This window comes from Paramesorhizobium deserti, assembly GCF_001558695.1.
GTDB lineage: Bacteria > Pseudomonadota > Alphaproteobacteria > Rhizobiales > Rhizobiaceae > Paramesorhizobium > Paramesorhizobium deserti.
Genome location: NZ_LNTU01000034.1, coordinates 355,887 through 372,736 on the forward strand (window position 1 = coordinate 355,887; position 16,850 = coordinate 372,736).

Annotated in this window: 15 protein-coding genes and 1 pseudogene; 5 read left to right on the forward strand and 11 right to left on the reverse strand. The window is 62.3% G+C overall.

Features of this window, described 5'->3' with window-relative positions; translation table 11 throughout:
* Nucleotides 1-253: 253 nt before the first annotated feature.
* The 5 genes and pseudogenes from fdxA to ATN84_RS17995 form a co-directional block, all read right to left on the reverse strand.
* Nucleotides 254-592 carry a ferredoxin FdxA gene (gene fdxA, locus ATN84_RS17975; RefSeq protein ID WP_068883183.1) on the reverse strand — a complete coding sequence of 113 codons (339 nt, stop codon included), beginning with the start codon at nucleotides 590-592 and terminating at the stop codon, nucleotides 254-256.
* A 275-nt stretch (nucleotides 593-867) separates the two neighbouring features.
* On the reverse strand, nucleotides 868-1,269 hold the full coding sequence (locus tag ATN84_RS17980; RefSeq protein ID WP_068883185.1) for an RNA-binding S4 domain-containing protein: 402 nt from the start codon (nucleotides 1,267-1,269) through the stop codon (nucleotides 868-870).
* 305 nt (nucleotides 1,270-1,574) lie between these two features.
* Nucleotides 1,575-4,353: pseudogene (locus ATN84_RS17985) on the reverse strand (helicase-related protein); the annotation flags it as partial.
* Nucleotides 4,354-4,910: 557 nt separating this feature from the next.
* Entirely contained in the window at nucleotides 4,911-5,636 is a 726-nt protein-coding gene (gene phbB, locus ATN84_RS17990) for an acetoacetyl-CoA reductase (protein WP_068883188.1), read from the reverse strand.
* Between the two features lie 56 nt (nucleotides 5,637-5,692).
* A complete protein-coding gene (locus ATN84_RS17995; RefSeq protein ID WP_068883190.1) occupies nucleotides 5,693-6,886 on the reverse strand; it encodes an acetyl-CoA C-acetyltransferase in 1,194 nt (397 codons plus the stop codon).
* 202 nt (nucleotides 6,887-7,088) lie between these two features.
* Between ATN84_RS17995 and phaR the strand changes: the two genes are divergently transcribed.
* Nucleotides 7,089-7,709, forward strand: coding sequence for a polyhydroxyalkanoate synthesis repressor PhaR (gene phaR, locus ATN84_RS18000; RefSeq protein ID WP_068883192.1), 621 nt, complete (start codon nucleotides 7,089-7,091; stop codon nucleotides 7,707-7,709).
* A 127-nt stretch (nucleotides 7,710-7,836) separates the two neighbouring features.
* On the forward strand, nucleotides 7,837-8,268 hold the full coding sequence (locus ATN84_RS18005) for a GlcG/HbpS family heme-binding protein (protein WP_068883194.1): 432 nt from the start codon (nucleotides 7,837-7,839) through the stop codon (nucleotides 8,266-8,268).
* Nucleotides 8,269-8,347: 79 nt separating this feature from the next.
* On the opposite strand, the gene rpmF is transcribed toward ATN84_RS18005, so the two are convergent.
* Together rpmF and mtgA are read right to left on the reverse strand one after the other, a co-directional pair.
* Nucleotides 8,348-8,530 (reverse strand): 50S ribosomal protein L32, encoded by a 183-nt coding sequence (gene rpmF, locus ATN84_RS18010; protein WP_068883196.1) that lies wholly within the window; start codon nucleotides 8,528-8,530, stop codon nucleotides 8,348-8,350.
* 167 nt (nucleotides 8,531-8,697) lie between these two features.
* Complete coding sequence (mtgA, locus tag ATN84_RS18015) at nucleotides 8,698-9,426, reverse strand: monofunctional biosynthetic peptidoglycan transglycosylase (RefSeq protein ID WP_068883198.1); 729 nt, start codon at nucleotides 9,424-9,426, stop codon at nucleotides 8,698-8,700.
* Between the two features lie 219 nt (nucleotides 9,427-9,645).
* Here mtgA and ATN84_RS18020 point away from each other — a divergent pair, with 219 nt between their 5' ends.
* Nucleotides 9,646-10,566 carry a polyprenyl synthetase family protein gene (locus ATN84_RS18020; protein ID WP_068883568.1) on the forward strand — a complete coding sequence of 307 codons (921 nt, stop codon included), beginning with the start codon at nucleotides 9,646-9,648 and terminating at the stop codon, nucleotides 10,564-10,566.
* On the opposite strand, the gene ATN84_RS18025 is transcribed toward ATN84_RS18020, so the two are convergent.
* Complete coding sequence (locus ATN84_RS18025) at nucleotides 10,567-11,025, reverse strand: winged helix-turn-helix transcriptional regulator (protein WP_068883200.1); 459 nt, start codon at nucleotides 11,023-11,025, stop codon at nucleotides 10,567-10,569.
* A 91-nt stretch (nucleotides 11,026-11,116) separates the two neighbouring features.
* Between ATN84_RS18025 and ATN84_RS18030 the strand changes: the two genes are divergently transcribed.
* A complete protein-coding gene (locus ATN84_RS18030; protein ID WP_068883202.1) occupies nucleotides 11,117-12,355 on the forward strand; it encodes an MFS transporter in 1,239 nt (412 codons plus the stop codon).
* Between the two features lie 84 nt (nucleotides 12,356-12,439).
* On the opposite strand, the gene ispG is transcribed toward ATN84_RS18030, so the two are convergent.
* Nucleotides 12,440-13,711, reverse strand: coding sequence for a flavodoxin-dependent (E)-4-hydroxy-3-methylbut-2-enyl-diphosphate synthase (gene ispG / locus ATN84_RS18035; protein ID WP_068883570.1), 1,272 nt, complete (start codon nucleotides 13,709-13,711; stop codon nucleotides 12,440-12,442).
* A gap of 206 nt (nucleotides 13,712-13,917) precedes the next feature.
* Here ispG and ATN84_RS18040 point away from each other — a divergent pair, with 206 nt between their 5' ends.
* On the forward strand, nucleotides 13,918-14,700 hold the full coding sequence (locus ATN84_RS18040) for a 3-hydroxybutyrate dehydrogenase (protein WP_068883573.1): 783 nt from the start codon (nucleotides 13,918-13,920) through the stop codon (nucleotides 14,698-14,700).
* Between the two features lie 12 nt (nucleotides 14,701-14,712).
* Here the strand turns inward: ATN84_RS18040 and ATN84_RS18045 are convergent, their stop codons facing one another.
* Nucleotides 14,713-15,930, reverse strand: a complete 1,218-nt coding sequence (locus ATN84_RS18045; protein ID WP_068883204.1) for an MFS transporter — start codon at nucleotides 15,928-15,930, stop codon at nucleotides 14,713-14,715.
* Between the two features lie 89 nt (nucleotides 15,931-16,019).
* Nucleotides 16,020-16,787 carry a DeoR/GlpR family DNA-binding transcription regulator gene (locus ATN84_RS18050; RefSeq protein ID WP_068883206.1) on the reverse strand — a complete coding sequence of 256 codons (768 nt, stop codon included), beginning with the start codon at nucleotides 16,785-16,787 and terminating at the stop codon, nucleotides 16,020-16,022.
* Between the last annotated feature and the right edge of the window lie 63 nt (nucleotides 16,788-16,850).

The following is a 16,850-nucleotide window of genomic DNA, read 5'->3' on the forward strand; positions in this document are numbered from 1 at the left end:
GGAAACCAAAGCGAACATCAGTCGCACATTTCCGCCCGGCACTGTTGAAGTCCGGGAAAAGGTAAACAGCCTTTCGGTGATTAACGCATCTGCGCCACGAGCTGACGTCCAGTCATCGACATTATGAACGTAACCTTACCACAAAAAGCTGAAAGAATCAACAATTTGCCGCAAGTGCTAAAAATGAGCCGGCAAGCGAGGCGTTTTTGCAAGCCTTTTATCGACCGGCAATTTCGAGGGAGGCTCGTGGCGCTCAGTCGCCTTCCCCCGGCTCCGCGGAGAAATACTTCTCGAACTTGTCCGCGACGCCGTCCATTTCCTTGGCTTCAGGAAGTTCTTCCTTCTTCGCCGTCAGGTTGGGCCACTTGCTCGCATATTCCGCATTGACTTCCAGCCATTTATCGAGGCCGGGCTCGGTATCCGGCTTGATGGCCTCGGCCGGGCATTCCGGCTCGCAAACGCCGCAATCGATGCACTCGTCCGGATTGATGACGAGCATGTTCTCGCCTTCATAGAAGCAATCGACCGGACAGACCTCAACGCAATCCGTATATTTGCAACGGATGCAATTGTCGGTCACGACATAGGTCATTGTCGAACTCCCTGAGGCGTCTTTTCAAAATATAGGGCGTGAGGTAGCGATTTTATAGCCTGCTGGCAAGAGGACAGGGCCGTCCTGGCGACGCTTCACCGCAGAACGCGAAACCATCCCTGCGATCGTCATAAAACGTGGAATATTTTGCTAGTTCACGACCCCGGAAGGCAGGAACAACGCTTCCAGATGCACAGTGCGCATTCAATGGCTTACAACGCTCTTCATGCGTCCTAACGACGCACGGCAGGCGAAAACCGGGGCGGATCTGCCTCCTATTCGGGTTCACCCCGGTCGCGGAGACGATCGGTCTCCCTGCGCTCCCTTTTGGTCGGGCGGCCGCTGCCGGGATCGCGAACGGGCGGCAATTCCTTCGCCCCCGCCTGCCCGCCATCGCCCGGCGAAGGCTGCGGCGAAACATCCTCGTAGAGAAGCCGCGCTTCCTCTGCCGGGCCGCGGCGGTGTCCGGTGGCGAGAATCCTGTAGACGAGGATCCGCCGTTCGAGCGTGACGGTCAGCACATCGCCGACCTTCACCGGATGCGAAGCCTGGTCCACCTTGTCGCGATTGACGCGCACCCGTCCGCCGGTGGCGAGCTTAGCCGCCAGCGACCGGGATTTGACGACGCGCGCGAAGAACAGCCATTTATCGATGCGCTGCCTGTCGCTCGCCGTCATCAGGGTCTGGACCTACTTCTTCAGCTGTTCCTTGAGCGCTGCCAGCTTGGCAAAGGGCGAATCGGGATCGATCTTCACCGGGCGTTCCTGCCGCTCGTGATGCTTGCCGCCGTCGCGGTGCGGGTGATGCCCTTTCCCGCCGCCGCCCTTGCGCGCGTCGCGGTTCTCATGCCGCCCGTCTCCCGGCTGGCCCTTGTGGAAGCGCTTGCCCCCGTCCTTGCCGCCCTGGCCTTGCTTGCCACGGAAATTGTTGCGGCGGTCGCCCTGTTCCGCGTCTTTTCCGCCGGCGCCCTCAGCAGCCTGTCCGCTATTGCCGCGATGGCGGTTGCGCGCCTGATCGGGCCGTCGTCCGCGTCCCTCGAAGCGGCCCTGCCGCCACAGCAGCACCGGCTTTGCCTCTTCAGCCGGGGCATCGCTGGAGACGGTGGCCTCGGGTTTCACCGCCGGAGCCGCTTCCACCACGACCGCGGGCGCTTCGGCTTTTTCCTCCAGCGCAACGGGCCAATCGCCAACCGGTTCCGCCGGTGGCACGGCAGATTTCTCCGTCTCGGTGGCGGGAACGGCAGCGCTGTTCGCTGCGGCTGCCACGGCATCGAGTTCGGCGAGCTTCGCCGTCACACCGGCCGCGTCCACCGCTTCGTGGCGATAGCCGAGGTTGCGCAGCACCTCCTCCATGTCGTCGGCCGTCGCGCCGAGGATCGACATCATGGCCGGGGTGACGATGAAGCGGCTGCCGTCATAGGCGCCGTCCGGACGCGGCCCGGAACCCGGGCGCCAGCCAAGGGCCGGACGAATGAGGTCGGCCAGGCGCTCCAGAATATCGATACGCACGGCGCGCCGGCCCAGCATGCGGAAACCCGCGAGCCTGTAGAAAGCCGGATCGAACGCCGGATCGGTGACGACCGACGTGCGGCCGGCGGCCAGCACATTGACCACGTCGCCATAACCGGGACGCTCGCGTGCATCTTCTTTCAGCGCCCAGAGCAGCGTGATCAGCCCCGACGGCGCAGGCTTCAGGAGCGCCGGCACGAAGACATGGTAGGCGCCGAAGCGTACACCCAGACGACGAAGCGCCGCGCGCGAATCCTGATCGAGACCGCGCACTTCCTCCGCAACGTCGCGGCGCTGCAGGGTGCCGAGATTTTCCACAAGCTGGAAGGCCAGCCCGCGGGTCATGCCGGTCAGCGCATCGGCACCGGCAAGATCATAGAGCGGCTTCAGCACCGTTTCGAGATGATGGGCCACGAAACGATCGATGCGAGCAGCGACCTTGTCGCGCGCCGGCCCTGTCAGTTGCTCGTCGGCCAGAAGCACGGCGCGCGGCTTGAGCGTGTCCTCGCCTGCGACCAGCGTGGCGACAGGCGCGCCGATCCAGCGCACCACGCCATCCGACGCAAGCGCGAAATCGCCATTGGCTGATGCGGCGAACCGCTCGGCCCGGCGTTCGAACTCGGCGGCGAGTCCCTTCTGGGCAGCCCCCTTCAGCGCCTTGGCATCAGACCCCTCGGCCTGCGTGTCGGCGGTAAAACGGAACCCTTCCAATTGCCCGACATGGTGGCCTTCGACGAGGACGTCACCGGATGGGCTGATTTCGGCTTCAAGCATGGCATTCTCTCTTAGACGCTTCATGAGCACGCTTGTCCTGCGGTCTACAAAGCGTTTCGTCAACCGTTCATGCAGCGCATCGGACAGTCTGTCCTCTATTTCGCGCGTCTTTTCCTGCCAATGTGTCGGATCGGCAAGCCATCCGGGCCTGTGCGACACGAAAGTCCAGGTGCGAATCTGGGCAATACGGTGCGACAACGTATCGATATCGCCATCGGTTCGGTCCGCCAGACGCACCTGTGCGCTCATATAATCCTCGTCCACATGACCCCGGCGAACAAGATCATTATAGATCGTGGCGATGATATCGGCGTGCTGCGCCGGCGCGATCTTGCGGTAATCCGGCAGCGCGCACGTATCCCATAGCTTTTCGACACGCGCGGGCGTATCCGCCAGCCGGGCAACATCGCCATCGCGCGACAGATATTCGAGCGCCTGGCTGTCGACGGCAGGCAATGCACGGACCAGCCCCTCCACCGGCGCGGGCATGTCGATCGAACGGCGCAGCGCCTCAATGGAAGAGAAGTCGAACCGCGCGGTACGCCATTGCAAAACCCTCACGGGATCGAAGGCATGCGCTTCGATCTTCTCCACGAGCTCGTCATCGAACGGATCCACCTGGCCGGTGACGCCGAAGGTGCCGTCGCGCAGGTGCCGCCCGGCGCGGCCGGCGATCTGGCCGAGTTCGGCCGCCGACAGATTGCGGAACTGATAACCATCGAACTTGCGGTTCTGCGCGAAGGCGACGTGATCGACATCGAGATTGAGGCCCATGCCGATGGCGTCGGTCGCCACCAGGAAATCGACGTCTCCCGATTGATAGAGCGCGACCTGCGCATTGCGCGTGCGCGGGGAAAGCGCGCCCATCACCACCGCCGCACCGCCGCGCTGGCGGCGGATCAGTTCGGCAATGGCATAGACCTCGTCGGCCGCAAAGGCGACGATCGCCGAACGGCGCGGCAGGCGGGTGATCTTTTTCGAGCCGGAATAGGCAAGATGCGAGAGGCGCGGCCGCGTGACGACGGAAATGCCGCGCAGCAGCTTTTCCAGAATGCCGCGCATTGTCGCCGCGCCGAGAAGCAGGGTCTCCTGCCGCCCGCGCAGATGCAGGATGCGGTCGGTGAAGATATGGCCGCGCTCGAGATCGCCCGCCAGTTGCACCTCGTCGATGGCGACGAAGGCAACATCGGTGGAGCGCGGCATCGCCTCGACCGTGCACACGGAATAACGCGCGCCCGGCGGCACGATCTTCTCCTCGCCCGTCACCAGCGAGACATTTGCCGACCCGACGCGTTCGACGATCCGCCCATAGACCTCGCGCGCCAGCAGCCTGAGCGGCAAGCCGATCATGCCGCTCTCATGCGCCAGCATGCGCTCGATGGCGAGATGGGTCTTGCCGGTATTGGTCGGCCCCAGCACGGCAGTCACATCGCGGCCGGAGAGGATCAGAGGCAATTCATTGGCAGGCTGATGGTTCATCTTTTATACGGATCGGACTCCAGAAACCCTGCGATACCATTATCGGCAGCGCATCGAAACTGGAATGTCCTAAAGCTTTCGCCTGTTAAGAAACGGAACGTGAACGGAACGAATCGGCTACGAATCGCTGACTCCCATCGATTCCCTCTTTGTTCACGGCGATATATGGTAGCGCTCCCGCATCTTTCCACCACATGCTGAATCGATCGGGCGAACGCGACACCATATGAGAACACAAGCGTTAACCTTTGCCGCAAGGCGTGCAAGGACAAATTGCCGGTGAGATCGAATTTTAAGAAAATCGTAATGATTCCTTACGGTTGCTTAATGGTAAGGGAAGCTTCCGGCTGCTACTGCGTTAATTTGTCGACCAAATACGGAACGAATCGGCGACGAATCGCTTCTTCAGCGAGTTTCCTGTTTTGTTCGCACCAGATATAGTGCTTCCACACGCGATATCTCCATAGGAAGGAAGAAAATTCCATCTCCAGTCCGGCTCGACCACGCATGGCATTAACCATTTGTGCCGTTCTGGAGCACAAGAGCCGCAAGCTCGTTCAGACGATATATTGTCCGCCATTCGCGGTGATGGTGGAGCCGGTGATGAAACCGGATTCGTCCGAGGCAAGGAACACGGTGATCCGCGCGATCTCCTCCGGCTCGCCCAGCCTTCCGACCGGGATCTGCGGCAGCACTCGCTCCTTCAGCACCGTCTCGTCCATGGCGCGGACCATCTCCGTGCCGATATAGCCCGGACAGATTGCATTGACGGTGATCCCCACCCGTGCGCCCTCCTGGGCCAACGCCTTGGTGAAGCCGATATCGCCGGCCTTGGCGGCCGAATAATTGACCTGCCCCGCCTGCCCCTTCTGGCCGTTGATCGAGGAGATGTTGATGACGCGGCCGAATTTGCGCTCGCGCATCCCCGGCCACAGCGGATGCGTCATGTTGAAGACGCCGTTGAGATTGGTGCCGAGCACCGCCTTCCACTGGTCCACCGTCATCTTGTGGAACATCGCATCACGGGTGATGCCGGCATTGTTGACCAGCACGTCGACAGGGCCGAGATCGGCCTCCACCCGAGCAATGCCCGCCACACAAGCCTCGTAGTCCGAAACATCCCAGCGATAGGCCGGGATGTCATTGTCGGCGCTGAAGCGCGCCGCCACCTCATCGCCGCCGCAATAATTGACGGCCACCTTGTAGCCGGCCTTCTTCAAGGCGGTAGCGATGGCCGCGCCGATACCGCGCGATCCGCCTGTGACCAGTGCGACCCTTCCCATTTTCCCCTTCCTTATATTTTCCGACTGTCATTCGCAGTCGGTTTACTCTGTATTTTTTACAGGCGTTCGACGCAAAGCGCGACGCCCATGCCGCCGCCGATGCACAAGGTCGCGAGGCCCTTCCTGGCTTCCCGCCGCTTCAGCTCGTAGAGCAGCGTGTTGAGGATGCGGGCGCCGGATGCGCCAATCGGATGACCGATGGCGATGGCGCCGCCATTGACATTGACGATCTCAGGATTGAGGCCGAGATCGCGCACGACCGCGCAGGATTGTGCCGCAAAGGCCTCGTTGGCCTCCACCACATCGATATCCGCAACCTTCCACCCCGCCTTTTCGAGCGCTTTTCTCGTCGCCGGGATCGGGCCCGTTCCCATGATCGAGGGATCGACCCCCGCCGTCGCCCAGGAAACGATCCGCGCCAGCGGCTGGATGCCGCGCCGCTCGGCCTCGGCTTCGCTCAAAAGCACCACGGCGGCGGCGCCATCATTGATGCCCGAGGCATTGCCGGCGGTCACCGTGCCCTCCTTGTCGAAGGCCGGCCTCAGCTTGGCCATCGTATCAAGCGTTGCGCCATGCCGGATATATTCGTCGTCCTCCACCACCACGTCGCCCTTGCGGGTCTTCACCGTCACCGGGACGATCTCGTCCTTGAAGCGCCCGGCCTTCTGCGCGGCCTCGGCCTTATTCTGCGACGAGACGGCGAATTGATCCTGCTCCTCGCGGCTCAATTGCCATTGCCGGGCGATGTTCTCTGCCGTGATCCCCATGTGATAACCATAGAAGGCGTCGGTCAGGCCATCCTTGATCATCGTGTCGATCATCTTGAAATCGCCCATCTTCACGCCGCCGCGCAGATGCGCGCAATGCGGCGCCATGGACATGGATTCCTGCCCGCCGGCGACGATCACCTTCGCGTCGCCCGTCGCAATCTGCTGCATGCCAATGGCGACGGCGCGAAGGCCCGAGCCACAGAGCTGGTTCAAGCACCACGCGGTGGTTTCATTGGAAAGCCCCGCGGCAATCGCCGCCTGGCGCGCCGGGTTCTGCCCTTCGCCCGCGGTCAGCACCTGCCCCAGCACCACCTCATCGACCTCTGCAGCCTCGACACCGGCACGTGACAGCGCCTCGCGTATGGCGACCGCGCCCAATTCATGCGCGGGAATATTGGCAAAGGCGCCGTTGAACGAACCGACGGGCGTACGCGCCGCACTGGCGATGACGATGCTGCCGTTCCCGGACGAGCTGCTCATAGGTATCCTCCTAGGTGCCGGTGTGGCCCGGTCTCTGGTCGCTTTGGAGTAAAGATGGAACGAGAATAGCCGCCTTGGCAAGGGCACTGCACAATGAACCCGCCTTTGCATTGCACAAAACGCTTTGAAATGTGCTGATTTTGGGCCTATCCTTCGATTGGGAGAATACAACCAACGATAAGAATTTGATCGGGAGGCGCTCGTGGCATCGAAATCGGACCATACCATTATCAAGAAATACGCCAATCGCCGGCTCTACAACACCGGCACGAGCACCTATGTCACGCTCGAGGACCTAGCGGAGATGGTCAAGAAGGGCGAGGAGTTCAGCGTCCAGGATGCCAAGACGGGCGAGGATATCACCCATAGCGTGTTGACGCAGATCATCTTTGAACTGGAGAACAAGGACGGCCAGAACATGCTGCCGATCCCGTTTCTCCGCCAGTTGATCGCCTTCTATGGCGACCAGATGCAGATGATCGTGCCGGGCTATCTCGAACAGACGATGGCCGCTTTCACACGCGAGCAGGAGCGGATGCGCGAGCAGCTCACCTCTGCCTTCGGCAAATCGCCGGCCGAATTGATGCGGATGGACTTCCCCGTCAAGTTGATCGAGGAGCAGGTGCGCCGCAATACCGAGATGTTCAGCCAGGCGATGCGCATGTTCACGCCCTTCCCGCTCGGCGGTTCGCCCAACGGCAAGACCGAGGAAACGACGAAGAACGAATCCGAAGCTGCCAGGCAGCAGTCGAGCGACGATCTGCGCGAGTTGAAGGAGCAGATCGCGGCCATGCAGCGCAAGATCGACCAGATCGCCAAATAACGTCGGCGCGCGGGCGCGCCGCGCCGGGACAAACAGTTTTTCCCGAAATCTCCGGATTTTGCCGTGCATTCGCATGCGTTTGCGCTAAAAAGGCCGTGCCATTTCATGCAATTTTCAGGAGAATCCCATGGCCCGGCTGACACTCAACAAGGCGAACCAGATCATCAAGGGCGCGTTTGCCAAAGCGAATGAGATGGGGCTGAAGCCGCTCGCGATCGCCGTCTTCGATGCCGGCGGCAATCTGAAGGCCTTTCAGCGGCAGGACGGAACCTCGATCCTGCGTTTCGAGATCGCCTCGGGCAAGGCCTTCGGCGCCCTCGCTGTCGGCGTCGGCTCGCGGTGGCTGCACAATCAGGCGAAGGACCGGCCGCATTTCCTCGAAGGATTGTCCGGCGTTTCCGGCGGCCGCATTGTTCCGGTTCCGGGCGGCGTCCTCATCAAGGATGCCAAGGGCGAGATCCTGGGCGCTGCCGGCATTTCCGGCGACACCTCCGACAATGACGAAGCCGCGGCCGTGGCGGGCATCGAGACTGCGGGTTTCGTCGCCGACGCCGGCTGAAACCTAATATGAGTGCAAATAAAAAGACCGGCTCTCGAGCCGGTCTTTTTATTATCCGCTACCGAAATTGGCAGAAAACTCAGCCTTCCTTCGGCGTCAGAACCTGACGGCCGCGATACATGCCGGTCTTCAGGTCGATATGGTGCGGGCGGCGCAGTTCGCCGGAGTTCTTGTCTTCGACATAGGTCGGAGCCTTCAGCGCATCGGCCGAACGGCGCATGCCGCGCTTCGACGGAGAGGTTTTTCGTTTAGGTACAGCCATGGATTCTGCTCCACTGATCAGTCAACAAAGGTCCGGCCCGGCTCCGGCGGAGCCTGTCACATCGGACAAAATTCCGGAAAGTTCGCGTGCCTATACACGCAACCGGACTGTTTGACCAGCGTAATCAGCAAATTATTTGTCATTTGCCATACGGTTTTACGTCGTTTCTATTGCAGGCAGCCGACATAGGCGCCCGCCCGTTGCGCCCGCGCCTCGACGACACGGGCCACGCGCTGCATCGCCCGGCTGGGCTTTGCCGGGTTGCGCAGGATCGGATTGGGCAGCGTCACCGCGAGATAGGCCGCCTGCCGCGCCGTAAGCTGTGAAGCCGAGCGCCCGAAATGATGCTGGGCGGCCGCCTCCGCGCCATAGATGCCCGGCCCCCATTCGGCGATATTCAGATAGATCTCCATGATGCGCCATTTCGGCAATATCAGGTCGGCCACGACTGCAAGCGGCAGCTCGATCGCCTTGCGGATGAAGGAACGGCCGTTCCAGAGAAAAAGGTTCTTCACCGTCTGCATGGTGACGGTCGAGGCGCCGCGCATTCTTTCGCCGTCCACCACATCGGTGATCACCGCATTGAGCTGACGCCAGTCGATGCCCGAATGACCGCAGAACTGGCCGTCCTCCGATACCATCACCGAATTGACGAGGACGGGCGACATCTCTTCGATCGGCATCCAGCGCCGGTCATAGCCGTTGAGCGTCGCCAGATCCTTCAGCATCAGCGTCGAGACGGGATGCACGAACGGGATCAGATAGATGAAAAGCAGAAAAACAGGCGTGGCGGCGAGGACCAGAATGATACGCACGAGATTGCGAAAAAGCCGCGAGTGAATCGGATCGGCCAGATAGCCTCTGCCACTCCTGTTCCTGACCACAACTTTCGCCAATTGTTCTGCCCGGTTCCACACTTGTCTCCGACATAGAGCATTCCGGGCGAAGATTGAACCCGTCTACTTGGAATAAGCCCGCTTATCCCGCTGGATCGGGCCGGTTTTCGCGCGAACCTGCCGTGTCGATTATCCCACTACAATACAGTTCCGTGAAAAAGCTTCATGCATCAATACGGACCAGTTGACCGGCGCGTGGCTTTCGTCCATGCCGAATTCATGGTGACCGATATTCTCCGCCCCGATTTCGAGACCGCCCTGGCGATCCGCGCCCGCTCCGTGGAAGCGGCGTTGGAGAAGCTCCTCGACGACCGTGTGCGCAATGGCGAGATCGTGCGTCCGGACCGCCTCATGGCGGCGATGCGCCACGGCGTTTTGAATGGCGGCAAGCGGCTCCGCCCCTTCCTGGTGATGGAAAGCGCAGCGCTTTTTGCCGCCGACAAGGAGCCCGCACTGCGTGTCGCAGCCGCACTGGAGTGCATCCACTGCTATTCGCTGGTGCATGACGACCTGCCGGCCATGGACAATGACGATGTCAGGCGCGGCCAGCCGACCGTGCACAGGGCTTTCGACGAGGCGGCCGCCATCCTGGCGGGCGACAGCCTGCTCACCTATGCGTTTGAGATCGTCGCCAGCGATGAGACGGAGCTCCCGGCCTCGACGCGGACGAAGCTCGTCGCAGCGCTCGCCCGCGCAGCCGGGCACGGCGGCATGGCGGGCGGACAGGTGCTCGATCTCGCCGCCGAAACCCGCAAGCCGGACGAGGCTGGTATCATCACCCTGCAGGCGATGAAGACGGGCGCGCTTATCCGTTTTGCCTGCGAGGCCGGAGCCATCATCGGCAATGCCACACCGGAGGACCGCGAGCGCCTGGCCGAATATGGCGCGGCGATCGGCCTCGCCTTCCAGCTTGCGGACGACCTGCTCGACGTCACCTCAGACGCGGCGGCCATGGGCAAGGCGACGGGCAAGGATGCGGCGGCCGGCAAGGCGACGCTGGTCTCGCTGCACGGGGTGGAATGGACGAAGAAACAGCTGCAGGGTCTTGTCGAGCAGGCCGAGATGCTGCTCGAGCCTTTCGGCGCCGATGCGGCGCTCCTGAAGCAGGCGGCGCGCTTCATCGCGGACAGGCAGAGCTAGTCAGGCATCCTCTTCCCGCACCTTGACGATGATCACATTGTCGGCGGAAAGCAGGCGTCCATCCTGCGCCCGCACGTCGAGCGGCGCCACATCTAGCCCCGTGAGACTGTCCACGAGACGGGAATGCGGCTCGTCGGGCGCGAAGAGATGTTTCTCGCCCCATTGGCGCAGAGCGACGATCACCGGCAGCAGATCGCGCCCCTTGGGCGTGAGCCTGTATTCCTGATGCGCGCCGCCCTTCGGATCAGGCACTGCCTGCAGGATACCCTCGCCCGTTAGCTTGCGCAGACGATCCGCCAGAATGTTGCGGGCGATGCCGAGATTTTTCTGAAAGGCGCTGAACCGCTTCACCCCGTCAAAGGCCTCGCGCACGATCAGAAGCGACCACCAGTCGCCGATGACATCCAGCGACCGCGCGCTCGGGCAATAATCCCCCTTCAGACTCTTCTTGCGGACCATTCGGCTTTCTCCTGAATTATGGTTGCAATATAAAACCTTTTTCGCTACAAGCAAAATGGTTTCATTTTAAAACCAAGCTGCGGAGTTCCTCATGTCTGCTTCATCCGACGCGGCGGCGATGCCGTCCGCGAACCCTGACGTGCGTCCGGTGCTCTCTTCCGCCACGCTCCTGCTCTTCGCGATGGCCGGCGGCCTTGCGGTGGCGAATGTCTATTTCGCCCATCCGCTGCTCGACGTGATGGCCGACGATCTCGGCCTGTCGCGCGCCACGGCGGGGCTGATCGTCGCCGCGAGCCAGGTCGGCTACGCGCTCGGCCTCGTCTTTCTGGTGCCGCTCGGCGATCTTTTCGACCGGCGCAAGCTGATCGTCGGCCATTTCCTCCTGTCGGCCATCGCTCTCCTGTCCATCGGGTTTGCCGCAAATTCAGCCTTGCTGCTCGTCTCCATGGGTGTGATGGGCCTGCTCGCGGTCGTCACCCAGGCGCTTGTCGCCTATGCTGCAAGCCTCGCCGAGCCGGCGCGGCGCGGCCATGTGGTCGGCATCGTGACCAGTGGCATCGTGCTTGGCATATTGCTGGCCCGCGCCGTGGCGGGTGCGCTGACGGATGTGAGTGGCTGGCGCAGTGTCTATTTGAGTTCGGCCGTCCTCACCCTGCTGATCGGCCTGGCGCTCTGGCGCAGCCTGCCTCGCCAGACCCGCCAGCCCGCCGGCCTCTCCTATCCGGCGCTGATCCTGTCGCTGGCAACCCTATTCGGCGAGGAGCCGGTGCTGCGCATCCGCGCCATCATCGCCATGCTGATCTTCGCTAACATCACCACGCTGCTTGCGCCGCTGGTGATGCCGTTGAGCGCCCCGCCGTTTGAATTGAGCCACGCGCAGATCGGCCTCTTTGGCCTCGCCGGCGCGGCGGGCGCACTGGCTGCCTCACGGGCCGGCGGTATTGCCGATCGCGGTTACGCTCAACACATGACGGGCATCGCGCTTCTCATGATGCTTCTCGCCTGGGGGCCGATCGCCCTGCTGGGGACTTCGCTTTGGTGGCTGATTGCCGGGGTGCTGGTCATCGATTTCGGCCTGCAGGCGGTGCATGTCACCAATCAGGCCATGATCTACCGCGTGCGCCCGGAAGCGCAGAATCGGCTGACCGCTGCCTATATGGTCTTCTACTCAATCGGCAGCGCCGGCGGCTCCGCCGTCTCCACATGGGTCTATGCCCATGCCGGCTGGAACGGCGTCTGCCTGCTTGGCGCCGGCATCAGCCTTTTCACGCTCGGCTTCTGGGCTGCGACCCTTCGGACAACGCCGCAGGCCGCCACGCGGGCCTTGTAGCTCTCGACGAGCGACGAACGTCCGGCAGGACAGAGGGGGGCGTTTCGCGCCAGCGGTCAATCCCCCTCTGCACCGACCCTGAAATCACCCCACCGAAGCCTGTTTCTCCCGGCCCATCCCAAACCGATTCTCGATATAATCGGCCACCATCTTCTGGAATTCCTGGGCGATGCCGGGGCCGCGCAGCGTCGTCACCTTCTTACCGTCGATGAAGACGGGAGCCGATGGCGTCTCGCCCGTTCCCGGCAACGAGATGCCGATATCGGCATGCTTCGATTCGCCAGGCCCGTTGACGATGCAGCCCATCACCGCCACCTGCAGCGCCTCGACGCCGGGATATTTCTCCCGCCACACCGGCATATTGGCGCGGATATCGTTCTGGATTGTCTGCGCCAGTTCCTGGAACACGGTCGAGGTCGTCCGCCCGCAGCCAGGGCAGGCCGCAACGATGGGCACGAACTGCCGGAAGCCCATGGTCTGCAACAGCTCCTGCGCCACCTGCACCTCGCGCGTGCGGTCGCCGCCCGGCTCCGGCGTCAGCGAAATGCGGATCGTATCGCCGATCCCCTGCTGCAAAAGAATGCCCATCGCGGCGGAGGACGCGACGATGCCCTTGCTGCCCATGCCGGCTTCGGTGAGGCCGAGATGCAACGCATGATCGGAGCGTTGTGCCAGCATCGTATAGACGGCGATCAGATCCTGCACCTGGCTGACCTTCGCCGATAGGATGATCTTCGAGCGCGGCAGGCCGATTTCCTCCGCAAGCGTCGCGGAGATCAGTGCCGACTGCACGATTGCCTCGCGCATCACCTCTTGTGCCGTCAGCTTGGAGCCTTCCGCCTGGTTGCGGTCCATCAGCGTAGTCAGCAATTCCTGGTCGAGCGACCCCCAATTGACGCCGATCCTGACCGGCTTGTCATGCCGGATCGCCATCTCGATGATATCGGCGAACTGCTTGTCCTTCTTGTCCTTGAAGCCGACATTACCGGGGTTGATGCGGTATTTCGCCAGCGCCGTCGCGCAGGCCGGATGGTCCGCCAAGAGCTTATGGCCGATATAATGAAAATCGCCGACGAGCGGCACGTCATGCCCCAGCCTGTCCAGCCGCTCGCGGATCCTCGGCACAGCCGCCGCCGCCTCGTCGCGGTCGACCGTGATGCGGACGATCTCCGAGCCCGCGCGATGGAGCGCGGCGACTTGCGCCACCGTTGCATCCACGTCGGCGGTATCCGTATTGGTCATCGATTGCACGACCACGGGCGCGCCGGCGCCGACCATGACGCCGCCGACATCGACGCCGACAGAAGCGCGGCGGTCGAAGGGATGAGAGAAATAGCTTGGTGTCTCAGTTGCCATTGTGCTGCATTCGTCGATGGGCATGCCTTGAGGTGGAGGAGACGAGGCGATCTGTCAACTCCCGGTCATTCCCGTTGATGGCAATTTTATATTCAAGCTTTAACATCTTGCCGAGAAACCGTCACCCCAGCATTATGCGCTGCAACATGACTGCCCGGTAAGATGAAAAACCGATGACGCCGGGCACAAGGGAGGACGGCGACAAGATGACTGCACGCAAGACCGCCATAATCACGGGCTCCAATTCCGGCATCGGCCTCGGCATCGCCCACGCGCTCGCCGCCGGCGGCCACGATATCGTGATCAATTCCTTCACCGATCGTGACGAGGATCACGCCCTTGCCGAGCTCATCGGCAAGGAACATGGCGTCAAAGCCCTCTATATCAAGGCCGACATGAGCAAACCGGAGGAATGCCGCACCCTCGTCGCAAACACGGCTTCCACCTTCGGCAGCGTCGATATCCTCGTCAACAATGCCGGCATCCAGCATGTCGCGTCCGTCGAGGAATTCCCGGTCGAGAAATGGGATGCGATCATCGCCATCAATCTCACCTCGGCCTTCCACACCGTCGCCGCTGCCGTGCCCCTGATGAGGGCGGCCGGATGGGGCCGCATCATCAATATCGCCTCCGCTCACGGCCTGCGCGCCTCCCCGTTCAAATCGGCATATGTGGCCGCCAAGCACGGGATCGTCGGCTTCACCAAGGCGGTGGCGTTGGAGTTGGCCGAACAGAAGATCACCAGCAACGCCATCTGTCCCGGCTATGTGCTGACGCCGCTCGTCGAAGCCCAGATCCCCGATCAGATGAAGACCCACAATATGGACCGGGAGACGGTGATCCGCGAAGTGATGCTCGATAAGCAACCGACCAAGCAGTTCGTCACCACCGAGCAGATCGGTGCCCTCGCCGCCTTTCTCTGCACCGACAATGCGGCGCAGATCAACGGTACGACGCTGTCGGTCGATGGCGGCTGGACCGCGGAATAAGGGCGCAATGCCTCACGCGTCCTGGGTAACCGCCTCTTCATGCGCGCCTGCATCTGCATAGCGCGCCAGTCCTGACAGCGCCAGAACGACAGCCAGAAGCAGCGGCAGTGTGGCGAATACGGCAGAAAAGCCCGTATGCTCGGCTATGAAACCGATGGTCGATGGCGCGAACAGGATGCCGGAATAGCCGAGCGTCGTGGCGATCGACAGGCCGACGCCCGGCGCCATCCCCGGCAGATTGCCGGCGATCGAGAAGGCGATCGGCACCATGTTGGAAATGCCGATCCCGCAGAGCGCGAAGCCGACAATGACCATCAGCGGATCGGGCGCGAAGCTGGCAGCCAGCATGCCGATGATCGCCGTCACGGTGCAAAGCCGGAGCGTCAGCACGGCGCCGAGCCTGTCGCGCACCAGATCGCCCGCAAAGCGCATCACCGCCATGGTGAGCGAGAAAGCGGCGAAGCCGAGGCCGGCAATACTGGTCGTCGCCCCCAGATCCTGCATGAGATAGAGCGCACTCCAGTCGAGCACCGCGCCTTCCGGCACCATCGAAAACAACGCCATCAACCCTACCAGCCAGGGCAGCGGCTGCAATGGCAGGCGGAAGCGCGTCGGCGTATCCGCATGATGCACCGGGCGGTCGGCATGAACCATCGGCCAGGCTATGGCCAGCATGACGACTGCCATCACGGTCGCAACCGCCGCATGCACTGTCGTGCCGAGATGCTCGATGAGATAGCCCCCGATGCCCGCGCCGATGAGGCCGCCCAGGCTCCAGAAGGCGTGGCAGGAAGACATGATGGCGCGGCGCATCTTCCGCTCCACCGCCACCGCATTGGCGTTCATGGCGACATCCATGCCGCCGACGAAACCGCCGAAGAGAAAGAGCGCCACCGCGGCGGCCGGCACGTTCTGCGTGAATGTCAGCGCCAGAATGGAGGGCAGCAGCAGAACTGCCGTTATTTTGGAAACCCGCGCCCCGCCGAGCCGCGCGATCTGCATTCCCGCCACCGGCATCATCACCAGCGACCCGATGCCGAAGACGAGGATCATCAGCCCCAACTCGCCCTTGCTCAGATCAAGCCGCTCGGCGAATTCCGGTATTTTCGGCGCCCAGTTTCCGACCATGAAGCCGTTCATGAGGAAGAGCAGCCATACGGCCAGCCGCTCCTTCGGCAGGTAGCCGGACCGGCCCGTTTCGGCTCGCGGCATGTCCACGCGCATTTCCATTCTCTTCTCCGTTAAACTTTCACGGCCCAGCGCATGATCCCGAACCGAAGGTCAGCGTCAGCAAAAAGTTGCAGACTTTTCGGGCAAGATCATGCGGCAAAAATGACTTCGACGCCTAGCGCCTCGATATCCCTGATTGTCTCGGCTGCCGTATCCTGTTCAACGACGAGCCTGCCACATTCCGCCATCGCGATCACGTCATGCGGCGCGGCCGTGCCCAGCTTCTCCGCCGTTGCCGTCGTCATGACAGAGCGACTGCGCCGCGCGATCACCCGCTTTAACTCGGCATCCTCCAGATGGAACGCCGTGATGCCGGCTTGCGCCTCGACCCCGCAGGCGCCGAGGATGCAGAGATCAGGCCGCAACAGCGCCACATCGCTCAACGCCTTGCCGCCGACCGCCGCGCCAACCCGCCGGTCGACCGTACCGCCGATGAGGATGAGATCAACCTTATCCATCAAAGCCGAAGCGATGAGCGGCGCATTGGTTGCGACCGTAATGCCCGAGATGGACGAAATCTCCCGCGCAATCGCCAGATTTGTCGAGGATGCGTCGAGGAACACGAGCATCCCCTGCTCGATGAATTGCACGGCGGCACGAGCGAGTGAGTGCTTGCGCTCCGGCTGCTCCGCGGCGCGTTCCATAAAAGGCGCCGTCGGTGGAACCGGCGCCAATGCGCCGCCATAGACCCGCCGGCAAAGGCCGGCGGCCGCCATTTCCCTCAGATCACGCCGGATCGTGTCTTCCGAAACCGAAAATTCAAGCGCCAGATCGCCCGCCAGCACTCGACCGGATGTCGCCAGCTTCTCGCGGATGCGGACCTGCCGCTCCTGGACCAGAAAATCGGATGCATTCATGGGTAATCTCTTCAATCATGCATGTTTGTGCACGTTTATGCATGTTGTTCATACCTGCATCCG